Here is an 18,775-nt window from a genome sequence, read left to right as displayed (position 1 = left end):
TCTCAATCAGAATTTCATAGCCTGCTCAACTAACTCAATTTTTTCTTTTAGATCAGCCACATTCTCAAATGGGAAAAGGAAGAATACAATTTTAATATTTGATTCATTAGGCCAATTTTTTTTATATATCTCATTGAAGTGACTAGTTAACTCCAGCCCTAACTCATATCTGAAAGGATCATTGTTAATTGAAATCTTTCCTTTCCCACAACACTGAGATAAATATTTACTATCATATGTTAACAGAACAGGAACGGCGATCTCAACTTCATCTAAACTTTTCCCACCATCAACATAACTTTTTAACAACAGGTAAAGTTGTCTATCAAGCTTTTTATTTATTTCAATCTCTCCCCCTAACAATTTCAATTCACTTGAAATTCTGCTTTTGTCATTAAGATGCTCGGTTAATGACGTAAGCGCTGATGAAATAGCACTACTAATAGATTGATGAAACTTCGCCTCCCCCAGCCAAAGAGTTACTTTATCATTCTCAACGGAAAAATGAGCACAATCAAATCCTTTGATTTGCTCCCTAGTAGTAGATCGCAATCGTGCTTTTGTTACAAACTTAGGGACATCATAAAAAATACTTAGTATAAGAAAAAGCATTAACTCACCATAATCTCCTTTTGCCTGTCGTCGTGCATCAGAGATTCTTGTAAAACTTCTCTTATTTATTTCTGATTGCTCTAACTCTTTTAATTCTTCGGTTGTCAAAGAGAAGTATGGAACTACATCTCTGATCAATCCAACTAAATCATCTTGCCTATATTTTCCATCACAAAAATCTAATGTGAAGGTATTGTCGTTAATACCACATGCTGGTAGCTTGACTTCATATTTGAATATTTGGTTATTTATTCTTATTTTTATTGAGTCATCCATAATTTTAACCCTCAAAAAACCGCCAATGAATGTTACCTTGCTAACTATTCACATGCGTTAATAATTATACGAAGATAAAACGCTACATTTAAGATTTTCTTTATGAGGTAGAAATTAGGCTTCTGCCATTGCCTCAGAAAGGTTCCATAACGACACTTATATTACCTTCTATTTATTTTCTGACAATGGTGGATATTTAGCCGACGCCAACAGCGAATTGTATAGTCTAGGGGCAGTCATCAGCATATGCAGCTCGATGCGTTGCAGGGCTTCAAAAATGCGTTCTTGATCAGGTTCAGCGTAGCGTTCTGTAGGATCGGTAGTGTTGCGATGGTTAAGCAAACGCTTTACCACTGCATAGGAAGTCAGTTCTTCAGCGACACGTCCGAAGGTTCTACGCAGGTCATGCATTCCCAGCTTAATAATCCCGACATCCTTGCACAAATATTCCCGTAGGCTTTTACTGTCAGAATAATGACCAATTTTGCTTCTTGTCGAACGTGCAGGGAAAACCCATCGTTGTCTCTTTGGGGATTTTTCTTCGTAAAACACAATATCTCGTCGGTCTTCAAGGATACGCTTCACCGCATCACAAATCGGAAGTTCATGGTCATTGCGGTTTTTCGTATCATAGAAGCGGATGAGTCCTTTCTCTAAATCGACATAGCTCGTCGTTCTGGCCTCGTCATCGGTCAGCATTTCACGCCAGCACAATGATGCGGTTTCTTCCTTTCTCGCCCCTAAAAGCACCGTCAGAAGCAAATAATCACAGCCAATACGATTGAAGCTTCGCTTGTTGTGTAATGCTGTCAGAAAGCGTCCCAGCGTATCTTTAGGTGATAACGGGTTTCTCACCCCTTTTGCCCGATAGCTGTCTTCCAGTTCTGTGCGAGTGCGGTATTTTTTCTGCACTTTCAGGATAGTAAAAGGATTATAGGTCAGGGACGGTTGACGTTGTTGTGTCTGGGCATTAATCGCTTCGATTTCGATGGCATGTTGGACGGAAACATTCGCCCAGCGAAAAGTTTGTTCAGCGGCTGTTCTGGCTCTTGACGCAATCTCATCAAACTTACGCAAAATCTCATTACCCGACAGGTCTTTTACCCGCAGGTTTTCCCATTCTTTCAAACGGTTTTCGGCTTTGTTCAGCACATTAAGCGTATTGGGTTTGGCAGGTTTGGTTCTGCCAAGCAGGTGATTACGGTATTGAGCGAACACTTCACTAATAGTCAGTTCGGCAACATTGATTTCTTTTCTGATAGCATTCGGGCTGCGCTTCGTTTGTTTCATCGTCTGAGCAAAGTTGCGAGCCGTTTCGCGTGCCTGATCGATATTGGCAAAATCAGATACATTTCCAATCGTGGCTCTGATAACTTCCTGTGGTGCTTTTCCTCCAGTTGCCGTTCGTTGACCGGAATCCACACGGCGCTGGATGATGTAGGTTTTTTTCGTGGCACTGATTTTTACCCCAAAACCTACGGGTGAATCGCGGTGGTTATCAGTGATAAGATAGGGTTTTCGCCCTGGGTTAGGGGCATAGATGATACGCCTTTCGGGATCGAAGGCAGGCTTCACATCAATGGATAACTTATTGATTATAATAGACTGATTGAGTGTCATTTTCATCGATGCAATCCTAATGTATATCAGCCAGACAGGATGTATATCGCATCTTATCTGGTATACACCTAGTATACAAATTTATGGGTTTAGGTGGGTTTTTTACGGTTTTATAAGCGGTCACCTGAGCTAACAGATAGAGTAAAAACTGAGTAAAATCAATATGAATGAAGCCACAGAGAAGGACTTCACCGCCCATACGCCGATGATGCAGCAGTACTTTAGACTAAAGGCTGAACATCCGGAAATCCTGCTGTTTTACCGCATGGGTGATTTTTACGAGCTGTTCTATGACGATGCCAAACGGGCTTCCCAACTGCTGGACATTTCACTGACGAAGCGCGGTGCCTCCGCAGGGGAACCGATACCGATGGCAGGCGTCCCTCATCATGCCGTTGAAAACTACCTTGCCAGACTGGTGCAAATGGGCGAATCCGTTGCTATCTGCGAACAGATCGGCGATCCCGCCACCAGCAAAGGCCCGGTAGAACGTAAAGTCGTGCGTATCGTCACCCCCGGCACCATCAGCGACGAAGCGCTATTGCAGGAAAAGCAGGATAACCTGCTGGCCGCAATCTGGCAGGATAGTCGGGGATTTGGCTACGCCACTCTGGATATCAGCTCAGGGCGCTTTCGCGTGAGCGAGCCGACCGATCGGGAAACCATGGCGGCCGAATTACAGCGCACTAATCCAGCAGAATTACTCTACCCAGAATCCTTCGAATCCATGGATTTGATCGAGAACCGCCACGGACTACGCCGTCGTCCGCTGTGGGAGTTTGAACCAGATACCGCACGCCAGCAGCTTAACCTGCAATTTGGCACCCGCGATCTGACCGGTTTCGGTGTAGAACAGGCGAAGCTCGCGCTGCGGGCCGCCGGATGCCTGCTGCAATACGCGAAAGACACCCAGCGTACCTCGCTGCCGCATATCCGTGGGATTACCATGGAGCGCCAGCAGGACGGCATCATCATGGATGCGGCCACCCGTCGTAACCTTGAACTGACGCAAAATCTGTCCGGCGGTGTGGAAAATACGCTGGCTGCCGTATTGGACTGCACCGTGACAGCCATGGGTAGCCGAATGCTGAAGCGCTGGATTCATATGCCCAGCCGCGATATTGAGGCGCTTAAACAACGCCAGCAGGCTATCAGCGCGTTGCAGGACATCACTCCCGACCTGCAACCCTATCTGCGACAAGTCGGCGATCTGGAGCGTATTCTGGCGCGACTCGCCCTGCGCACGGCACGCCCGCGCGATCTGGCACGTATGCGTCACGCTTTCCAGCAATTTCCCGATATACGTGAGCAGCTTGCACCGCTGGATATTGATTCCGTTCGTCGTCTGGTCAGTCTGATTGGGCAATTTGATGAGCTGCGCGATTTGCTGGAACGCGCGGTTGTCGAAGCCCCGCCTGTGCTGGTTCGTGACGGTGGCGTCATCGCGCCGGGCTACAATGCGGAACTGGACGAGTGGCGTGCGCTTGCCGATGGCGCCAGCGATTATCTGGATCGTCTGGAAATTCGCGAACGAGAAAAACTGGGGCTCGATACGCTGAAAGTCGGCTTCAATGGCGTACACGGCTATTACATTCAGGTAAGCCGTGGTCAAAGCCATCTGGTGCCGATCCACTATGTACGCCGCCAGACGCTGAAAAATGCCGAACGCTACATCATTCCCGAACTGAAAGAGTACGAAGATAAGGTTCTGACCTCGAAGGGCAAAGCGCTGGCGCTGGAAAAAGCGCTTTATGATGAGCTTTTCGATCTACTGCTGCCCCATCTGGCCGAGCTTCAGCAAAGCGCAGCCGCGCTGGCCGAATTGGATGTCCTGACGAATCTGGCCGAACGTGCCGATACGCTGAATTACGTCTGCCCAACGCTGAGTGATAAACCCGGTATCAAAATCGCGGGCGGCCGTCATCCCGTCGTCGAGCAGGTGCTTCGTGAACCGTTTATTTCAAACCCTCTGTCGCTGTCGCCACAGCGCCGCATGCTGATTATCACCGGCCCCAACATGGGCGGGAAAAGTACCTATATGCGTCAGGCTGCACTCATCGTGCTGATGGCGCACATAGGCTGCTTCGTGCCTGCGGATCAGGCGGTTATTGGTCCCGTCGATCGCATTTTCACTCGTGTGGGCGCCGCCGACGATCTGGCCTCCGGGCGCTCTACCTTCATGGTGGAGATGACTGAAACGGCAAATATTCTGCACAACGCCACGGAAAACAGCCTGGTATTGATGGACGAAATCGGCCGTGGAACCTCAACCTACGACGGCCTGTCGCTTGCCTGGGCCTGCGCCGAAAATCTGGCGAATCGCATCAAAGCCATGACGCTGTTTGCAACGCACTATTTTGAACTGACCACCCTGCCGGAAAAAATGGAAGGAGTAGTGAATGTTCATTTAGATGCGCGCGAACACGGCGATACCATTGCCTTCATGCACAGCGTACAGGATGGCGCAGCCAGCAAGAGTTATGGTCTTGCCGTCGCCGCCCTCGCAGGCGTACCGAAAGAAGTGATTAAGCGCGCACGCCAGAAACTTAAGGAGCTGGAAACATTATCGAATAATGCGTCATCCAGCCATATCGATGGCGCGCAGCTGGCGCTGCTGAGCAATGATGAGCCGTCTCCGGCAATTGAAGCGCTGGAAGCCATCGATCCTGATACGCTCACGCCGCGTCAGGCGCTGGACTGGCTTTATCAGCTCAAGAAAATGCTCTAACGCGTAATCGATACTAAAAAGGCACTGAAATCAGTGCCTTTTCTTTTTAACGCTGCGTTAGTCTATCTGTGTATCGCAGTTTGCTCGTGCTCGCATACGTGCGTTATCACTGCTGTTGGGGACCACCGCTTTCACCATCTGACCTTCTTCCATCGACGGAATCACGGTAAAATGCGCGGTAAAGGAAACCAGTACAGGTTCGCCCGCCGACACCGTCGTACGAAGATACATCCTTTCCAGCACGGCATTACTCGCTACCACAAACGTTTTTCCCGTGGCGCAATCAGAGAACGTCGCAGCATCTGCCAGATAGCGGTACATTCCCTTCATCGACATCGGCGTAGTCGGCAATGCCTGCTCGGTTGCCGTCAGTTGACGAGGGAGAGAGGAGTTGATGGGGAGCCCTTGCTGATCCAGCATTTCCAACCCCTTATCAACCGGGCGGAAGTAGCGTTTTTCTCCCGAACTATCCGTCAGCACCAGTTTATCTGCGGTGCGTCGCCATTGCCCATAAGAAGCAAACGTGTTGTTGCCCGCTCGCGTTGTCTGATACTGCTCTCGCAGCACAAAAGTCCCGTCTTTTTCCAAAAACAGCGACGTATCAATCCCTCCGCAGTCCGCACAGGGTAAAACGCCACGATAACTTTGCGCCATTGGTTTAAGGGGCTCTTCCTGAACTTGTGAACGGGTATGACACCCGATCAACCCAGAAACCCCTGCAATCAACAGCACACCGATAGCCAGTTTTTTCATCATTATTTTCCTGCCGTCTCTGCCCTGTTTTTATCGTTCTGACTCAATGCACTGGAACCTGTCCAGCCCGTTATCATCCCTGAGTCTGAGGAATTTTCCACTCAGAAAATGCTATTTCCAGACTATTCTTATCGTCAGACAACCAGATCGTGCCTTCCTGTATCGTTGCCTGCAATGCCATCGTGCGTGCAGCCAGCCCGGCAAGCTGAGTCAGTTGATTATCATCCAAAAAGCGAATAGCCAGATTCTTGTATCCGGAAACCTTACTTGCTATCGCACTCCACCAAACCTGCGCAGCACGCTCGCTGTACGCGTATAGCACCACAGCACGGGACTGGTTGCAGGCTTTCTTAAGCCGTTTTTCATCCGGCAGGCCTAGCTCAATCCACAATTCCAGCTCCATCGTATCGTTGCGCCGCCAGATTTCCGGTTCGTCATCGGCACTGAGCCCTTTGGTAAAGCGCAGGTTTTCACCAGCATGGCAGATCCACGCTAAAAGCCGCAGCATCATGCGCTGCTCCGTTTCCGACGGATGCTGCGCTATCGTCAGGTTCGCGTCGTGAAAAAAATTCCGATCCATATCGGCAATATTGATTGCTGCTTTGTAAACCGTTGCTTTTAATGCCATCAGTAACCTCATCGTTAATCCCTTTAGTTTACTTGAGTTAGCGCCATCCTCACAGTAAAGGTGATATCTGCCACGTAACTGATAGATTAGGCCTCTAAGGACTACTGATATCCTGTTAGTGCCTATGCTATAGTCGGTTTGATAAATAGAGTTTATCTTCGTAGGCTTACAACATCGCGCACCGAAAAAGGTGATGATGCATGAATATCTACCGAGCTAAGCTTTTAAGGGAGGATATAGTGCAAGAATACTGTGAATTAGTACGTCGCTTATACGCAGAGATCGCCAGCGGCGATCTGGGCTATATACCCGATTCGCTGGGTTGTGTTTTGAAAACCCTGGATGGCATTGCCGCGAATGATGCGCTGCCATCCTCCGTCAGGGAACAGGCAGCTTTTGCCGCCGCTAACTTATTGGTGAGTGATTATGTCAATGAGTAATGAATATCAACCCATCAACTGTGATGATTACGACAGCCTGGAAGCCACTTGTCAGCAGAATCTAACGCTGACGCTGGAACTACGCAATGGTGAAATTGTAACCGGTAAAGCCAGTGACATGATCTCCCGTAAGCAGGTCGAATATCTGGTGATCGAAGCCTCCGGTGCAACGCGCGAACTGCGCCTCGACCACATCGTCAGTTTCAGTCATCCTGAAATCGGGAAGGTCGTCGTCAGCGAATCCTGACAGGCTTCTCCTTTCATTCAGCGGCAAACGCTGAACAAACGCTTCCGAAACGGACAACGCAGGTTGTCCGTTTTTATTGCTAACTCAAAACCACGTCCTGTGGGCGTGGTCATCAGTATGTTTTGGCTCTGCCTTAATGTCTTTTGATTTAAGTTTAACAGGACTGGCAGAGACTTCTTTTTAGGGATTTTAGTACGCCCCTATGGGGCGCATTCAATGCCACCTGCTACGCAGGTGGATTTTTACTTCAGCACTTGCCAGCCCCAGCTTTTATCCAGACGACTTTAGCTTTTTTCCCCAAACTTATTTTTCCCGAACCTTATTTTTTCCAAACAACGTGCCACACGGGCTGATGTTCTCTTACCTGCCCTTCCCGCGTGACGAATCGTCCCACGGCCGCAATCAGCTGTTCGTTGTAGAACACCAACGGCGTCCGGTCGCGCCACCAGGGCGGAACGCCGAGTTCCTGCCAGAGTTTCTTGATTTGCCGCCCGTGGACTCGGCCAACAATATGCACGGTTCCACGGGTCGAAAAGCGAATACTTACCGCTTCACCGTTTTCCGGCGCGCGAACCGCCATCCCACTATCGGCCAGCAGCAGCGTGCCGAGATTATCAGGGAGCGACAGCGGACATGACGTCGGCTGCCACGGCAAAATGCTGTCTTGTAGCGACGTCATCAGCGGCAACAGATAGAGATGCTGACGGAAACGGCGGATCTGCTGCTGATTCAGTTGCAATACAGGCTCCGCATCCTGGCGGCTCGTCGCCACCTCATCCCAGAGTCGTTGTAGCTGCTCACGCGCCGGCATGGCCGCCCCCTGCTGCGCCAGCCAGCGACGCAGTAGCGCAAAACGACGCACAGGGCTTAGCGGCACCAGGCCGTCAATACTCAACGCCCCATCCGGCTGACATAACGCCCGCAATGATTCCTCCAACAGTTCATCCAGCAGCTGTTCCTGTTCGGCACACAGCTCGGCGCTACGCGCCACGGCAGAGGAGAAATGCGGCCAGCGCTGCGTCAAACGCGGTAAAATCTGGCGACGTAGAAAATTGCGATCGAAACGCTCATCCTGATTGCTGTCATCTTCAATCCACTGCAGCTGATGCCGCTGCGCATACGCTTCCAGTTGCAAACGAGAAAAACCCAGCAGCGGACGAATGAGACGATGATGACCCAGCGTACTGTGTGCCGCCATTGCAGACAATCCGGCAGGCCCGCTGCCGCGTTTAAGCGCCAGTAAAAAAGTTTCACTCTGGTCATCAAGATGCTGCGCCGTCAGCAGGGTTTCCCCCTCTTGCAGATGCGCTTGCAGCGCCTGATAACGCGCCGTTCTGGCCGCCGCTTCAACACCACCGTTCTGCGTCTCAACCGTCACCGACAGCGAGGCAAACGGCACCTGCCAGCGTTCACACTGCTGACGACAGTGTTCAGCCCAGCTATCTGCCAGCAGATTTAAGCCGTGATGGATGTAAGCCGCGCGAATAGCCAGCCCAGAACGCTGGCGCTCAGCCATCAGCAGATGCAGCAACACGCTAGAGTCAAGGCCACCGCTGTAGGCCAGCAGGATCGCCCCGCATCCAGCCGTTTGCGCCGCGATCGTCTGGAGCAATCCATCGTCAAGTAATCCATCGTCAGATTCAGTGCCGTTCACAACGTCAGATCTCATACAGTTCTAAGGGCAAGCCGTCAGGATCGGAGAAAAAAGTGAAGCGCTGCTGCGTTTCAGGATCGATCCGTACAGGTTCACAGACAACGCCAGACTGCTCCAGCGAGGCAACAGCCTGTTCAACGTCAGCTACGGAAAAAGCCAGATGGCGTAGGCCGCAGGCTTCCGGCCGACTCACGCGCGCAGGTGGATTAGGGAAAGAAAATAGCTCAATAGTATAACGCCCATTCAGCGAGAGATCCCCTTTCCACGACTGCCGCGCTTCACGGTAGACCTCATGATTCAACGTAAACCCCAGTACATCACAATAAAACGCCTTGCTGCGTTCATAGTCAGAGGCAATAACCGCAATGTGATGGACATCAAGCAGCTTCAACATGCTTCAACCCCTTATAGCAAAAAATCCGCTGTCATTTCTGACAACGGATTTTCAAAGTACCGCCAGAATCGTTTGAATGATAATACATCAATCAAACAATCAGCTCATCAGCAGTAGCGCGTTAACAGTAACCAAGCTTATTAACAGTAACCATAGTTCATCAGACGCTGATAACGGCGGTTCAACAGTTCTTCTTCCGTCAAGCCGTCGAGGTCGAGCAGATCGGCCAGCAGCTGCGCTTTCAGCGATTCGGCCATCACTGGGACGTTACGGTGCGCCGAACCCAGCGGCTCAGGAATCACGGTATCGATCAGTTTCAGCTCTTTCAGACGCGGCGCGATAATGCCCATGGCTTCCGCCGCCAGCGGTGCCTTATCCGCGCTTTTCCACAGGATAGACGCACAGCCTTCCGGTGAAATAACCGAGTAGGTGCTGTACTGCAACATGTTAACCTTGTCGCCCACGCCGATAGCCAGCGCACCACCGGAACCACCTTCACCGATAACGGTACAGATGATTGGCACACGCAGCGTCGACATTTCACGCAGGTTGCGCGCGATAGCTTCAGACTGACCGCGTTCTTCTGCGCCAACGCCCGGATAGGCTCCCGGCGTATCGATAAAGGTAATGATCGGCATCTTGAAGCGTTCGGCCATTTCCATCAGGCGCAGCGCTTTGCGATAACCTTCTGGTGCAGGCATGCCGAAGTTACGACGAATCTTTTCTTTGGTCTCACGTCCTTTCTGATGACCAATGATCATCACCGGACGCCCATCCAAACGGGCAATCCCACCGACAATGGCTTTGTCATCGGCATAGGCGCGATCGCCTGCCAATTCATCAAAGTCAGTAAAGATGTGCTTAATATAATCAAGCGTATAGGGACGTTGCGGATGGCGCGCTAATTGCGCAACCTGCCAGGCACCCAAATCAGCGAAGATTTTGCGCGTCAATTCAACGCTCTTCTCACGCAGGCGCTGGACTTCTTCGTCCAGATTAATATCCAATTTTTCGTCTTGACGGCTGACTGCGGTCAGCGAGTCAATTTTCGCTTCCAACTCTGCAATCGGCTGCTCAAAATCAAGAAAATTCAGACTCATAGTATTCCTATATTAGTCAAATTCCAGTTCCACCTGCTCATTACCCACTAATGTGCGCAGCTCGTTCAGTAGCGCATCGGCAGGCGTTACACGCCATGCTGCGCCGAAACGTAGTCGGGCTCGCGCATCTTCACGCTGGTAATAGAGATGCACTGGGATCGTCCCCGATCGATGGGGTTCCAACGATTGGCGGAGACGGTTTAATAGCTGGTCATCAATTTGCCTGTCAGTCAGCGAGATAGCAAGCCCGCGCGCGTATTTTTCCCGCGCTTCACTGATATCCATTAACTCTCGGACGGTCATTTTAAGCCCGCCGCTGAAGTCATCAAAGCTGACCTGTCCACTGGCGATAAGGATACGGTCTTTCTCAAGTAAATGCTGATATTTTTCCAATGCATCGGTAAACAGCATTATCTCGAGGCGACCGGAACGATCGTCCAACGTACAGACACCAATACGGTTACCCCGCTTGGTTACCATGACGCGAGCTGCCAACACCAGCCCTACGGCAGTGGTCATTTTACCCCGATCCGTCGGGTGCATATCTTTCAAACGCACGCCACCGGCATAGCGTTCAATTTCCTTAATATATTGAGTGATCGGGTGGCCGGTCAGGTACAGCCCCAGCGTTTCCCGCTCACCATCCAATACGACCTGCTCCGGCCACGGTGGCACGGTGCTGTAAGATTGCTCAACCTGCTCTGGCGCCTCGGCCAGCACGCCGAACATATCCACCTGGCCAATGGCTTCCGCTTTCGCATGCTGATCGGCGGCCTTCAACGCATCAGCCAATGAATTCATTAACGCGGCGCGGTGCGGCCCCAGTCGGTCAAATGCCCCGGACATAATCAGCTTTTCCAGCACGCGGCGATTTAGCTTTTTAATGTCGGTACGCGCGCAAAGATCAAACAGCTCTCTAAAATAGCCACCTTGATTACGCGCTTCGATAATCGCCTCAATCGGGCCTTCCCCCACGCCTTTAATCGCGCCGATACCGTAAACAATCTCGCCATCGTCGTTAACGTGGAAGTGATACAGCCCACTGTTGATGTCAGGAGGCAGGATTTTTAACCCCATCCGCCAGCATTCATCAACCAGCCCGACCACTTTATCCGTGTTGTCCATATCGGCCGTCATTACCGCCGCCATGAATTCAGCCGGATAGTGCGCTTTCAGCCACAGCGTCTGGTAAGACACCAACGCATAAGCCGCTGAGTGAGATTTATTAAAGCCGTAACCAGCGAATTTTTCCACCAGGTCGAAAATTTTAACCGCCAGTTCGCCGTTCACACCGCGAGATTTGGCACCATCTTCGAAGCCACCACGCTGCTTCGCCATTTCGACTGGGTTCTTTTTCCCCATCGCACGACGCAGCATGTCCGCACCGCCCAGCGTATAGCCTGCCAGTACCTGAGCGATCTGCATGACCTGTTCCTGATACAGAATAATGCCGTAGGTTGGCTCCAGCACCGGCTTGAGTGACTCGTGCTGCCATTCAATATCAGGATAAGAGATCGCTTCACGGCCATGCTTACGGTCGATGAAGTTATCTACCATGCCGGATTGCAGCGGGCCGGGGCGGAACAGCGCCACCAGTGCGATCATATCTTCAAAGCAGTCGGGTTTCAGACGCTTGATCAGATCTTTCATGCCGCGTGATTCAAGCTGGAATACCGCGGTGGTTTCCGAACGTTGCAGCATGTCGAAACTTTTCTTGTCATCGAGCGGGATCGCCGCGATATCAATCGGTTCCAGCCCCTGCTTCGCGCGGCGGGCGTTAATCATCCCCAGCGCCCAGTCGATGATGGTTAGCGTACGCAGGCCAAGGAAGTCAAACTTCACCAGCCCGGCATATTCTACGTCGTTCTTATCAAACTGGGTAACCGGGTGGTTCCCTTCCGCATCGCAGTACAGCGGCGCGAAATCGGTAATCTTGGTGGGGGATATCACCACCCCACCCGCATGTTTACCGGCGTTACGCGTTACCCCTTCGAGCTTGCGCGCCATATCAATGAGGGCCTTAACTTCCTCATCGGCTTCATAAATTTCTGGCAACTGCGGTTCAGCGGCAAAAGCTTTTTCCAGCGTCATGCCCGGATCGGGCGGCACCAGTTTTGAAATACGATCGACAAACCCATAAGGGTGCCCGAGCACACGCCCTACGTCACGGATAACCGCTTTCGCCGCCATCGTACCGAAGGTGATAATCTGTGATACCGCATCACGTCCGTACATTTCCGCGACGTGATCGATGACCTTATCGCGTTTTTCCATACAGAAATCGACGTCGAAGTCAGGCATGGAAACACGTTCAGGGTTAAGGAAACGTTCGAACAGCAGGTCGAATTCCAGCGGGTCCAGATCGGTAATTTTCAGCGCATAGGCCACCAACGAACCCGCACCGGAGCCACGCCCCGGCCCAACAGGCACGTCGTTGTCCTTCGACCACTGAATAAATTCCATTACGATCAGGAAGTAACCGGGGAACCCCATCTGGTTAATCACGCCCAGTTCAATATCCAGACGCTCATCGTACTCCGGCCGCCGCGCGGCGCGCACTTCCGGGTCAGGGAACAGGAATTCGAGACGCTCCTCCAGCCCCTTTTTCGAACACTCAACCAGAAAATCTTCCGTGGTCATGTCGCCCGTCGGGAACTGCGGCAGGAAATATTCCCCCAAACGGATTGTTACGTTACAGCGTTTGGCAATTTCAACGCTGTTCGCCAGCGCTTCGGGGATATCCGCAAATAGCTCGCACATTTCCTCTTCGGAACGCATGTACTGCTGCGGGCTATAATTACGCGGGCGTTTGGGGTCATCAAGCGTGTAGCCATCGTGGATAGCCACGCGGATTTCGTGAGCGTCAAAATCATCAGTGCTGATAAAACACACTTCATTGGTCGCCACCACGGGCACCCCGTGCTTCGTAGCCAGCTCGACGGCAGCATGCAAATAGCTTTCTTCGTCGGGGCGTGACGTGCGGGTCAGTTCCAAGTAATAACGCTGGGGGAAGTATTCCTGATAAAACGCCAGACACTGCTCGGCCTGCGTCTGGTTGCCACGTAGCAAAAACTGGCCGACATCACCCCGGCGACCGCCAGACAGTAAAATCAGCCCTTCTCGATGCTCAATAAGCCAATCCCGGTCAATCGTCGGCCCGGCAGCGCCATAACCACGCTGATACGCATGAGAAATCAGCAGCGTGAGATTCTGGTAGCCTTCATTATTCATCGCCAGAACAGTGAGATGCGCGAGTTCATCCCCTAATTCGTCGCTTTCGACATAGAAGTCAGCGCCGATAATCGGCTTGATGCCCGCGCCATGCGCGCCGCCATAGAACTTAACCAACCCACACAGGTTGGTAAAATCGGTAATCGCCAGCGCTGGCATGCCGAGTGCCGCCGCTTTTTTTACCAGCGGACCGACTTTGGCCAGCCCATCGATCATGGAATAGTCACTATGAACACGCAGGTGAACAAAACGTGGTTCGGCCATATCCAGATCCCAGAATTTATCGATTAGTCAGCATGGCTGGCACGACTACATGCACACGCCACACCGAGAGTTAATGATGATGTTTTAAGCCAACTTATGTTTAAGCCAACTTATGTTTTACGCCAACCCTAGTGCTCGTTTGACTGGCGCGAAGCTCCGGCGGTGAAACTCAGTGGCACCCAGTGCGGCCAGTTTCTCCAGATGAAAAGCCGTTGGATAGCCTTTGTGTTGGGCAAAACCATAAGCGGGGAAGCGTTGATCCAACTCGACCATCTCACGATCGCGAGTTACTTTCGCCATAATCGAAGCCGCGCTGATTTCTGCCACGCGGCTATCCCCTTTAACGACCGCCTGAGCGGGCATCGGCAGCGCCGGGCAACGGTTGCCGTCAATCAGAACAAAATCAGGCACGACAACCAATCCAGCCACCGCACGCTGCATTGCCAACATGGTAGCATGCAGGATATTCAGTTGATCAATCTCTTCCGGCTCTGCCCGACCAAGGCTCCACGCCAACGCCTTCTCTTTGATTTCATCATAGAGCGCCAGCCGACGTTTTTCACTCAGCTGTTTAGAATCTGCCAGCCCGACAATTGGCCGAGCCGGATCAAGAATCACCGCCGCCGTCACGACAGCACCAACCAGAGGACCGCGCCCAACTTCATCAACGCCAGCGATACAGGTCGCCTGCGGATAGATAAACATTTCATTCATGGCTTTATTAACATGGTCTTACGAATAGGGTTTTATTAACGCGGCTTGACTAATTCCAGCACCGCCTGTGCCGCTTGCTCATCAGCGTTACAGCGAATCTGCTGATGCAAATCCACAAATGTCGTACGCAGCGCAGCCGTTTTATCTGAATCAGCAAACAGCGGCAGCAGCGCGGCAGCCAGTTTGTCAGGCGTACAGTCGGTCTGTAGCAATTCCGTCACCAGCTCGCGTCCAGCCAACAGATTCGGCAGCGACACCCAAGGCGTTTTGACCAGACGCTGTGCTAGCCAGAAGGTAAAGGGCTTCATGCGGTAACCCACAACCATCGGGCATTTAGCCAGCATACACTCCAGCGCTGCCGTACCGGATGCCAATAGCGCCGCATCACTAGCAATCATGGCTTCACGCGCATGCCCATCCAGCAGATGCACGCGCAAATCGGGGGCTACACTGCTTTTGATCTGCTCAAACTGTTCACGCCGCTTGCTGTTCACCAGCGGAACGACAATTTCCAGATCGGGAAAATGTTGGCGCAGCAGCACAGCTGTATTGAGGAAATCCGCACTAAGCATTTCCACTTCTGCACCGCGGCTGCCCGGCAGTAACGCCAGACAGTGCGCTTCTGGCGCAATACCCAGTGTCGCTCGCGCGGCCAGCTTATCAGGATGCAGCGGCATTGCATCGGCCATCGTGTGGCCGATAAAGCGACAAGGTACATTGAAACGATCGTAAAACGCTTTTTCAAAAGGCAAAAAAGCCAGCACCAGATTGGTCGCTTTACCTATTTTGAAAACGCGTTTTTGACGCCATGCCCACACGGACGGGCTGACGTAGTGAATGGTATTGATGCCGCGCTGCTTGAGGTTACCCTCCAGCGTGATATTAAAATCAGGAGCATCAATCCCCACGAACACATCAGGCTGGAGTTCACTGAAGCGCTGGGTTAAATCCCGCCGAATTTTCAGCAGGCGAGGAAGCCGCCCAAGCACTTCAACAATGCCCATGACGGCCAGCTCTTCCATCTCGTACCAGGCTTCACAACCTTCAGCCTGCATACGCGGCCCGGCGACACCAACAAACCGCGCATCGGGCACCTTTTCTTTTAGCGCCCGGATTAGGCCTGCGCCAAGGATGTCGCCGGAAGTTTCCCCGGCGACCAGCCCAATAGTCAAAGGACGTGATGACATGGATTAACGAATGATGCCACGAGTAGAACGGGCAAAGAAATCGGTAAACGCCTGCACCGCCGGATGTTCCGCCGCCAGCGCTTCAATTTCCGGTTTCACTTCGTCCAGCGTTTTACCACTACGGTAAAGCAGTTTGTACGCGTTACGGATCGCGTGCAGGGTTTCTTTTTCGAAACCACGACGCTTCAGGCCTTCAATATTCAAGCCAAACGGCGTCGCGTGGTTACCCTGAGCGATAACATACGGCGGCACGTCTTGCGCCACGCCGGAACATCCACCCACCATGACGTGAGCACCGATGATGCAGAACTGGTGTACTGCCGTCATCCCACCGATAATCGCAAAATCATCAACGGAAACGTGACCACCCAGCGTTGCGTTATTCGCCAGAATACAGCGATTGCCCACCACGCAGTCGTGTGCGATATGCGTGTTGATCATCAACAGGTTATCGCTACCGACTTTAGTCAACCCACCGCCCTGTGTCGTGCCGCGATGAATCGTGACGCTTTCACGGATACGGTTACGATCGCCAATCTCAACACGGGTCGGTTCCCCAGCGTATTTGAGATCCTGATTCACTTCACCAATTGACGTGAACTGATAGATTTCGTTATCGCGACCAATTTTAGTGACGCCATTGACGACGACATGTGATTTCAGCACCGTACCCGCACCGATCTCAACCTGAGAACCGATATAGCAGAACGGGCCAATATGAACGCCAGCGCCAATAATGGCACCGTCTTCAACAATCGAACTTGGGTGAATAAAGGCGGTTTGATCAATCACGTTATCAGGACTCCCGACGGCGAGCACACATCATTGACGCTTCGCAGGCCACTTCGCCATCAACTTTGGCAACACCTTTAAAGCGTGCAACGCCGCGACGCTCTTTGATGAATTCAACTTCAAGGATCATTTGATCGCCTGGCTGCACAGGGCGCTTAAAGCGCGCTTCGTCCACAGCGGCGAAATAGTACAGTTCGCCCGGCTCCAGTTTGCCCACGCTTTTAAACGCCAGAATACCGGTGGCCTGAGCCATCGCTTCCAGAATCAGCACGCCGGGAAAAATCGGTTTGCCCGGGAAATGGCCCTGGAAGAAGGGTTCGTTGAAAGAGACGTTTTTCACCGCCCGCAGAAACTTCCCTTCTTCAAAATCCAGTACCCGATCAACCAGTAAAAATGGGAAACGGTGCGGTAATAGTTCTAAAATCTCTTCAATATGCAGAGTATGAGTGTCAGTAGTCAAAATACTCTTCCTGTCCATAAAAACTGATGCCATCAACAACACGGCCTGCGCAGACCCTAAATTAGGTGTCTTCAGGCAGGCCGCAAATAAAAACGCGAGTGATTAAACGTTATCGACTTTTCGTTCAACGGCTTTTAACCGTTTGCTTATCTCATCAATATTCATCACCAGCGCTGCGGTTTTACGCCATACTTTGTTGGGTTGCAAAGGAATGCCCGAAGAGTATACCCCAGGTTCTGTGATTGGTCGCATGACCATCCCCATTCCCGTTACCGTCACTTTATCGCAGATCTCCATGTGCCCGTTAATTACGCTGGCACCACCGATCATGCAATAACGACCAATTTTCAAGCTCCCCGCCATAATGACGCCACCCGCTACCGCGGTATTGTCGCCAATCACGACGTTGTGCGCAATCTGACATTGGTTATCAATGATAACACCATTGCCAATGACCGTATCATCCAACGCGCCACGATCGATAGTCGTGCTTGCGCCGATCTCAACCCGATCGCCAATTCTGACCGTTCCTAACTGCGGGATCTTCACCCAGTTACCGCGATCGTTGGCATAGCCAAAACCGTCTGAACCAATAACCGTTCCTGACTGGATCAGACAATGTTCACCCAGCTCAACGCGGTGATAAATCGTTACATTTGCCCACAAACGGGTACCGGCGCCAATGCGGGCATCTTTACCGATAAAGCAGCCAGGGCCAATAACAACGCCATCGCCCAACTGTGCGCCAGATTCAATGACGGCATTTGCGCCAACGGACACCTGCTGGCCCAGCGTCGCGTCTGGCGCGATAACCGCGCTCGGCGCAATGTCAGTTGCCGGTTGCGGCGTGGTGTCCAGCAGTTGCGCCATACGCGCATAGGTAAGGTAGGGATTCTTCACTACCAGCGCAGTGACCTGACAGTAAGGTAAATCCGCTTCCGTCAGCACGACCGCTGACGCTTGCGTCCCAGCCAGTTGCTCACGGTAACGACTGTCGGAAAGAAACGTAATTTGCCCAGTTTTTGCCGAATGCATAGAAGCAACACCGGTGATGACGATATCGCCATCACCGTGTAATTGTGCATCCAACTGTTGAGCTAACGCGTCCAGTCGAATTGAATACATGTATTATTTAACCTGTTTCAGCACATCTGCAGTAATGTCTTTCGCATTGGCGACATACGCAACAGCGTTAGCGTCAATCACAACATCATAGCCTTCTTTGGTTGCAACAGCTTTCACGGCATCCTGGATACGGCTCAGGATTTTGTTGCGTTCTTCCATCTGACGACGACGGTTGTCCTGGTCAAAAGCCTGTGCTTTGGTAGAGAACTGCTCGCGCTGCGCCATGACGTCCTTCTCCATTTTGCTGCGATCGCTCGCTTTCATGGTAGAACCATCACGCTGCAACTTCTGCATCTTGGTCTGTAAATCGTTTTCCATAGATTGCAGTTCAGAAGCACGGCCTTTGAACTCGTTTTCCAGCTGTTTGCCAACGGTTTCACGCTGCGGCAGCTGTTGGAAAATGCTGGAGACGTTAACAACGGCAATTTTGTCAGCAGCCTGAACGCTGGCTGAAGCAGCCAATGCTAAACCGAGGCCTGCGGCACATAACCACTTTTTCACTATAAACTCCTCAACCTAACCTATTTGTGTCTTAACACTTTAATTATGA

17 protein-coding genes are annotated in these 18,775 nt (G+C 51.6%); 3 read left to right on the top strand and 14 right to left on the bottom strand.

Translation table 11 applies throughout. The features are described 5' to 3' along the window. Positions 1–6: 6 nt before the first annotated feature. Positions 7–888: a DUF1837 domain-containing protein gene (locus R9X49_RS01010; RefSeq protein ID WP_319846860.1), complete on the bottom strand. Its 882-nt coding sequence runs from the start codon at positions 886–888 to the stop codon at positions 7–9. Between the two features lie 168 nt (positions 889–1,056). Next, a complete protein-coding gene (locus R9X49_RS01005) occupies positions 1,057–2,514 on the bottom strand; it encodes a tyrosine-type recombinase/integrase (RefSeq protein ID WP_319846859.1) in 1,458 nt (485 codons plus the stop codon). A gap of 157 nt (positions 2,515–2,671) precedes the next feature. Here R9X49_RS01005 and mutS point away from each other — a divergent pair, with 157 nt between their 5' ends. Continuing rightward, complete coding sequence (gene mutS / locus R9X49_RS01000; RefSeq protein ID WP_319846858.1) at positions 2,672–5,236, top strand: DNA mismatch repair protein MutS; 2,565 nt, start codon at positions 2,672–2,674, stop codon at positions 5,234–5,236. A 57-nt stretch (positions 5,237–5,293) separates the two neighbouring features. On the opposite strand, the gene nlpE is transcribed toward mutS, so the two are convergent. After that, positions 5,294–5,989, bottom strand: coding sequence for an envelope stress response activation lipoprotein NlpE (gene nlpE / locus R9X49_RS00995; protein ID WP_319848559.1), 696 nt, complete (start codon positions 5,987–5,989; stop codon positions 5,294–5,296). Between the two features lie 73 nt (positions 5,990–6,062). Beyond that, complete coding sequence (locus R9X49_RS00990) at positions 6,063–6,617, bottom strand: YaeQ family protein (protein ID WP_319846857.1); 555 nt, start codon at positions 6,615–6,617, stop codon at positions 6,063–6,065. Positions 6,618–6,856: 239 nt separating this feature from the next. Here R9X49_RS00990 and R9X49_RS00985 point away from each other — a divergent pair, with 239 nt between their 5' ends. Both R9X49_RS00985 and rof read left to right on the top strand, forming a co-directional pair. Continuing rightward, the gene (locus R9X49_RS00985; RefSeq protein WP_010285748.1) at positions 6,857–7,057 is read left to right on the top strand and encodes a YaeP family protein; all 201 of its coding nucleotides are present in this window, start codon (positions 6,857–6,859) and stop codon (positions 7,055–7,057) included. Next, complete coding sequence (gene rof / locus R9X49_RS00980; RefSeq protein ID WP_271876543.1) at positions 7,044–7,304, top strand: Rho-binding antiterminator; 261 nt, start codon at positions 7,044–7,046, stop codon at positions 7,302–7,304. The genes R9X49_RS00985 and rof overlap by 14 nt, the downstream gene beginning before the upstream one ends. Before the next feature lie 319 nt (positions 7,305–7,623). Here rof and tilS read toward each other — a convergent pair whose 3' ends face one another. The 10 genes from tilS to skp all read right to left on the bottom strand — a co-directional run bounded on the left by tilS (position 7,624) and on the right by skp (position 18,726). Then, entirely contained in the window at positions 7,624–8,973 is a 1,350-nt protein-coding gene (gene tilS / locus R9X49_RS00975; RefSeq protein WP_319846856.1) for a tRNA lysidine(34) synthetase TilS, read from the bottom strand. Beyond that, positions 8,963–9,352, bottom strand: coding sequence for a VOC family protein (locus tag R9X49_RS00970; RefSeq protein ID WP_319846855.1), 390 nt, complete (start codon positions 9,350–9,352; stop codon positions 8,963–8,965). Before R9X49_RS00970 ends, tilS begins: the two co-directional genes overlap by 11 nt. 140 nt (positions 9,353–9,492) lie before the next feature. After that, on the bottom strand, positions 9,493–10,452 hold the full coding sequence (gene accA, locus R9X49_RS00965; protein WP_225087157.1) for an acetyl-CoA carboxylase carboxyl transferase subunit alpha: 960 nt from the start codon (positions 10,450–10,452) through the stop codon (positions 9,493–9,495). A 12-nt stretch (positions 10,453–10,464) separates the two neighbouring features. Then, positions 10,465–13,947 carry a DNA polymerase III subunit alpha gene (dnaE, locus tag R9X49_RS00960; protein ID WP_319846854.1) on the bottom strand — a complete coding sequence of 1,161 codons (3,483 nt, stop codon included), beginning with the start codon at positions 13,945–13,947 and terminating at the stop codon, positions 10,465–10,467. A gap of 117 nt (positions 13,948–14,064) precedes the next feature. After that, positions 14,065–14,661, bottom strand: a complete 597-nt coding sequence (gene rnhB / locus R9X49_RS00955; RefSeq protein ID WP_319846853.1) for a ribonuclease HII — start codon at positions 14,659–14,661, stop codon at positions 14,065–14,067. A 35-nt stretch (positions 14,662–14,696) separates the two neighbouring features. Then, positions 14,697–15,848 (bottom strand): lipid-A-disaccharide synthase, encoded by a 1,152-nt coding sequence (lpxB, locus tag R9X49_RS00950; protein ID WP_319846852.1) that lies wholly within the window; start codon positions 15,846–15,848, stop codon positions 14,697–14,699. A gap of 3 nt (positions 15,849–15,851) precedes the next feature. Then, on the bottom strand, positions 15,852–16,640 hold the full coding sequence (gene lpxA, locus R9X49_RS00945) for an acyl-ACP--UDP-N-acetylglucosamine O-acyltransferase (protein ID WP_014700903.1): 789 nt from the start codon (positions 16,638–16,640) through the stop codon (positions 15,852–15,854). A gap of 4 nt (positions 16,641–16,644) precedes the next feature. Continuing rightward, complete coding sequence (gene fabZ, locus R9X49_RS00940) at positions 16,645–17,118, bottom strand: 3-hydroxyacyl-ACP dehydratase FabZ (RefSeq protein ID WP_172644777.1); 474 nt, start codon at positions 17,116–17,118, stop codon at positions 16,645–16,647. Between the two features lie 84 nt (positions 17,119–17,202). After that, on the bottom strand, positions 17,203–18,225 hold the full coding sequence (lpxD, locus tag R9X49_RS00935; RefSeq protein WP_180742186.1) for a UDP-3-O-(3-hydroxymyristoyl)glucosamine N-acyltransferase: 1,023 nt from the start codon (positions 18,223–18,225) through the stop codon (positions 17,203–17,205). Between the two features lie 3 nt (positions 18,226–18,228). Further along, positions 18,229–18,726, bottom strand: a complete 498-nt coding sequence (gene skp / locus R9X49_RS00930) for a molecular chaperone Skp (protein ID WP_012773638.1) — start codon at positions 18,724–18,726, stop codon at positions 18,229–18,231. Between the last annotated feature and the right edge of the window lie 49 nt (positions 18,727–18,775).

The organism is Pectobacterium carotovorum (assembly GCF_033898505.1).
Lineage (GTDB): Bacteria > Pseudomonadota > Gammaproteobacteria > Enterobacterales > Enterobacteriaceae > Pectobacterium > Pectobacterium carotovorum_J.
This window is presented reverse-complemented; position numbering and strand designations above follow the sequence as displayed.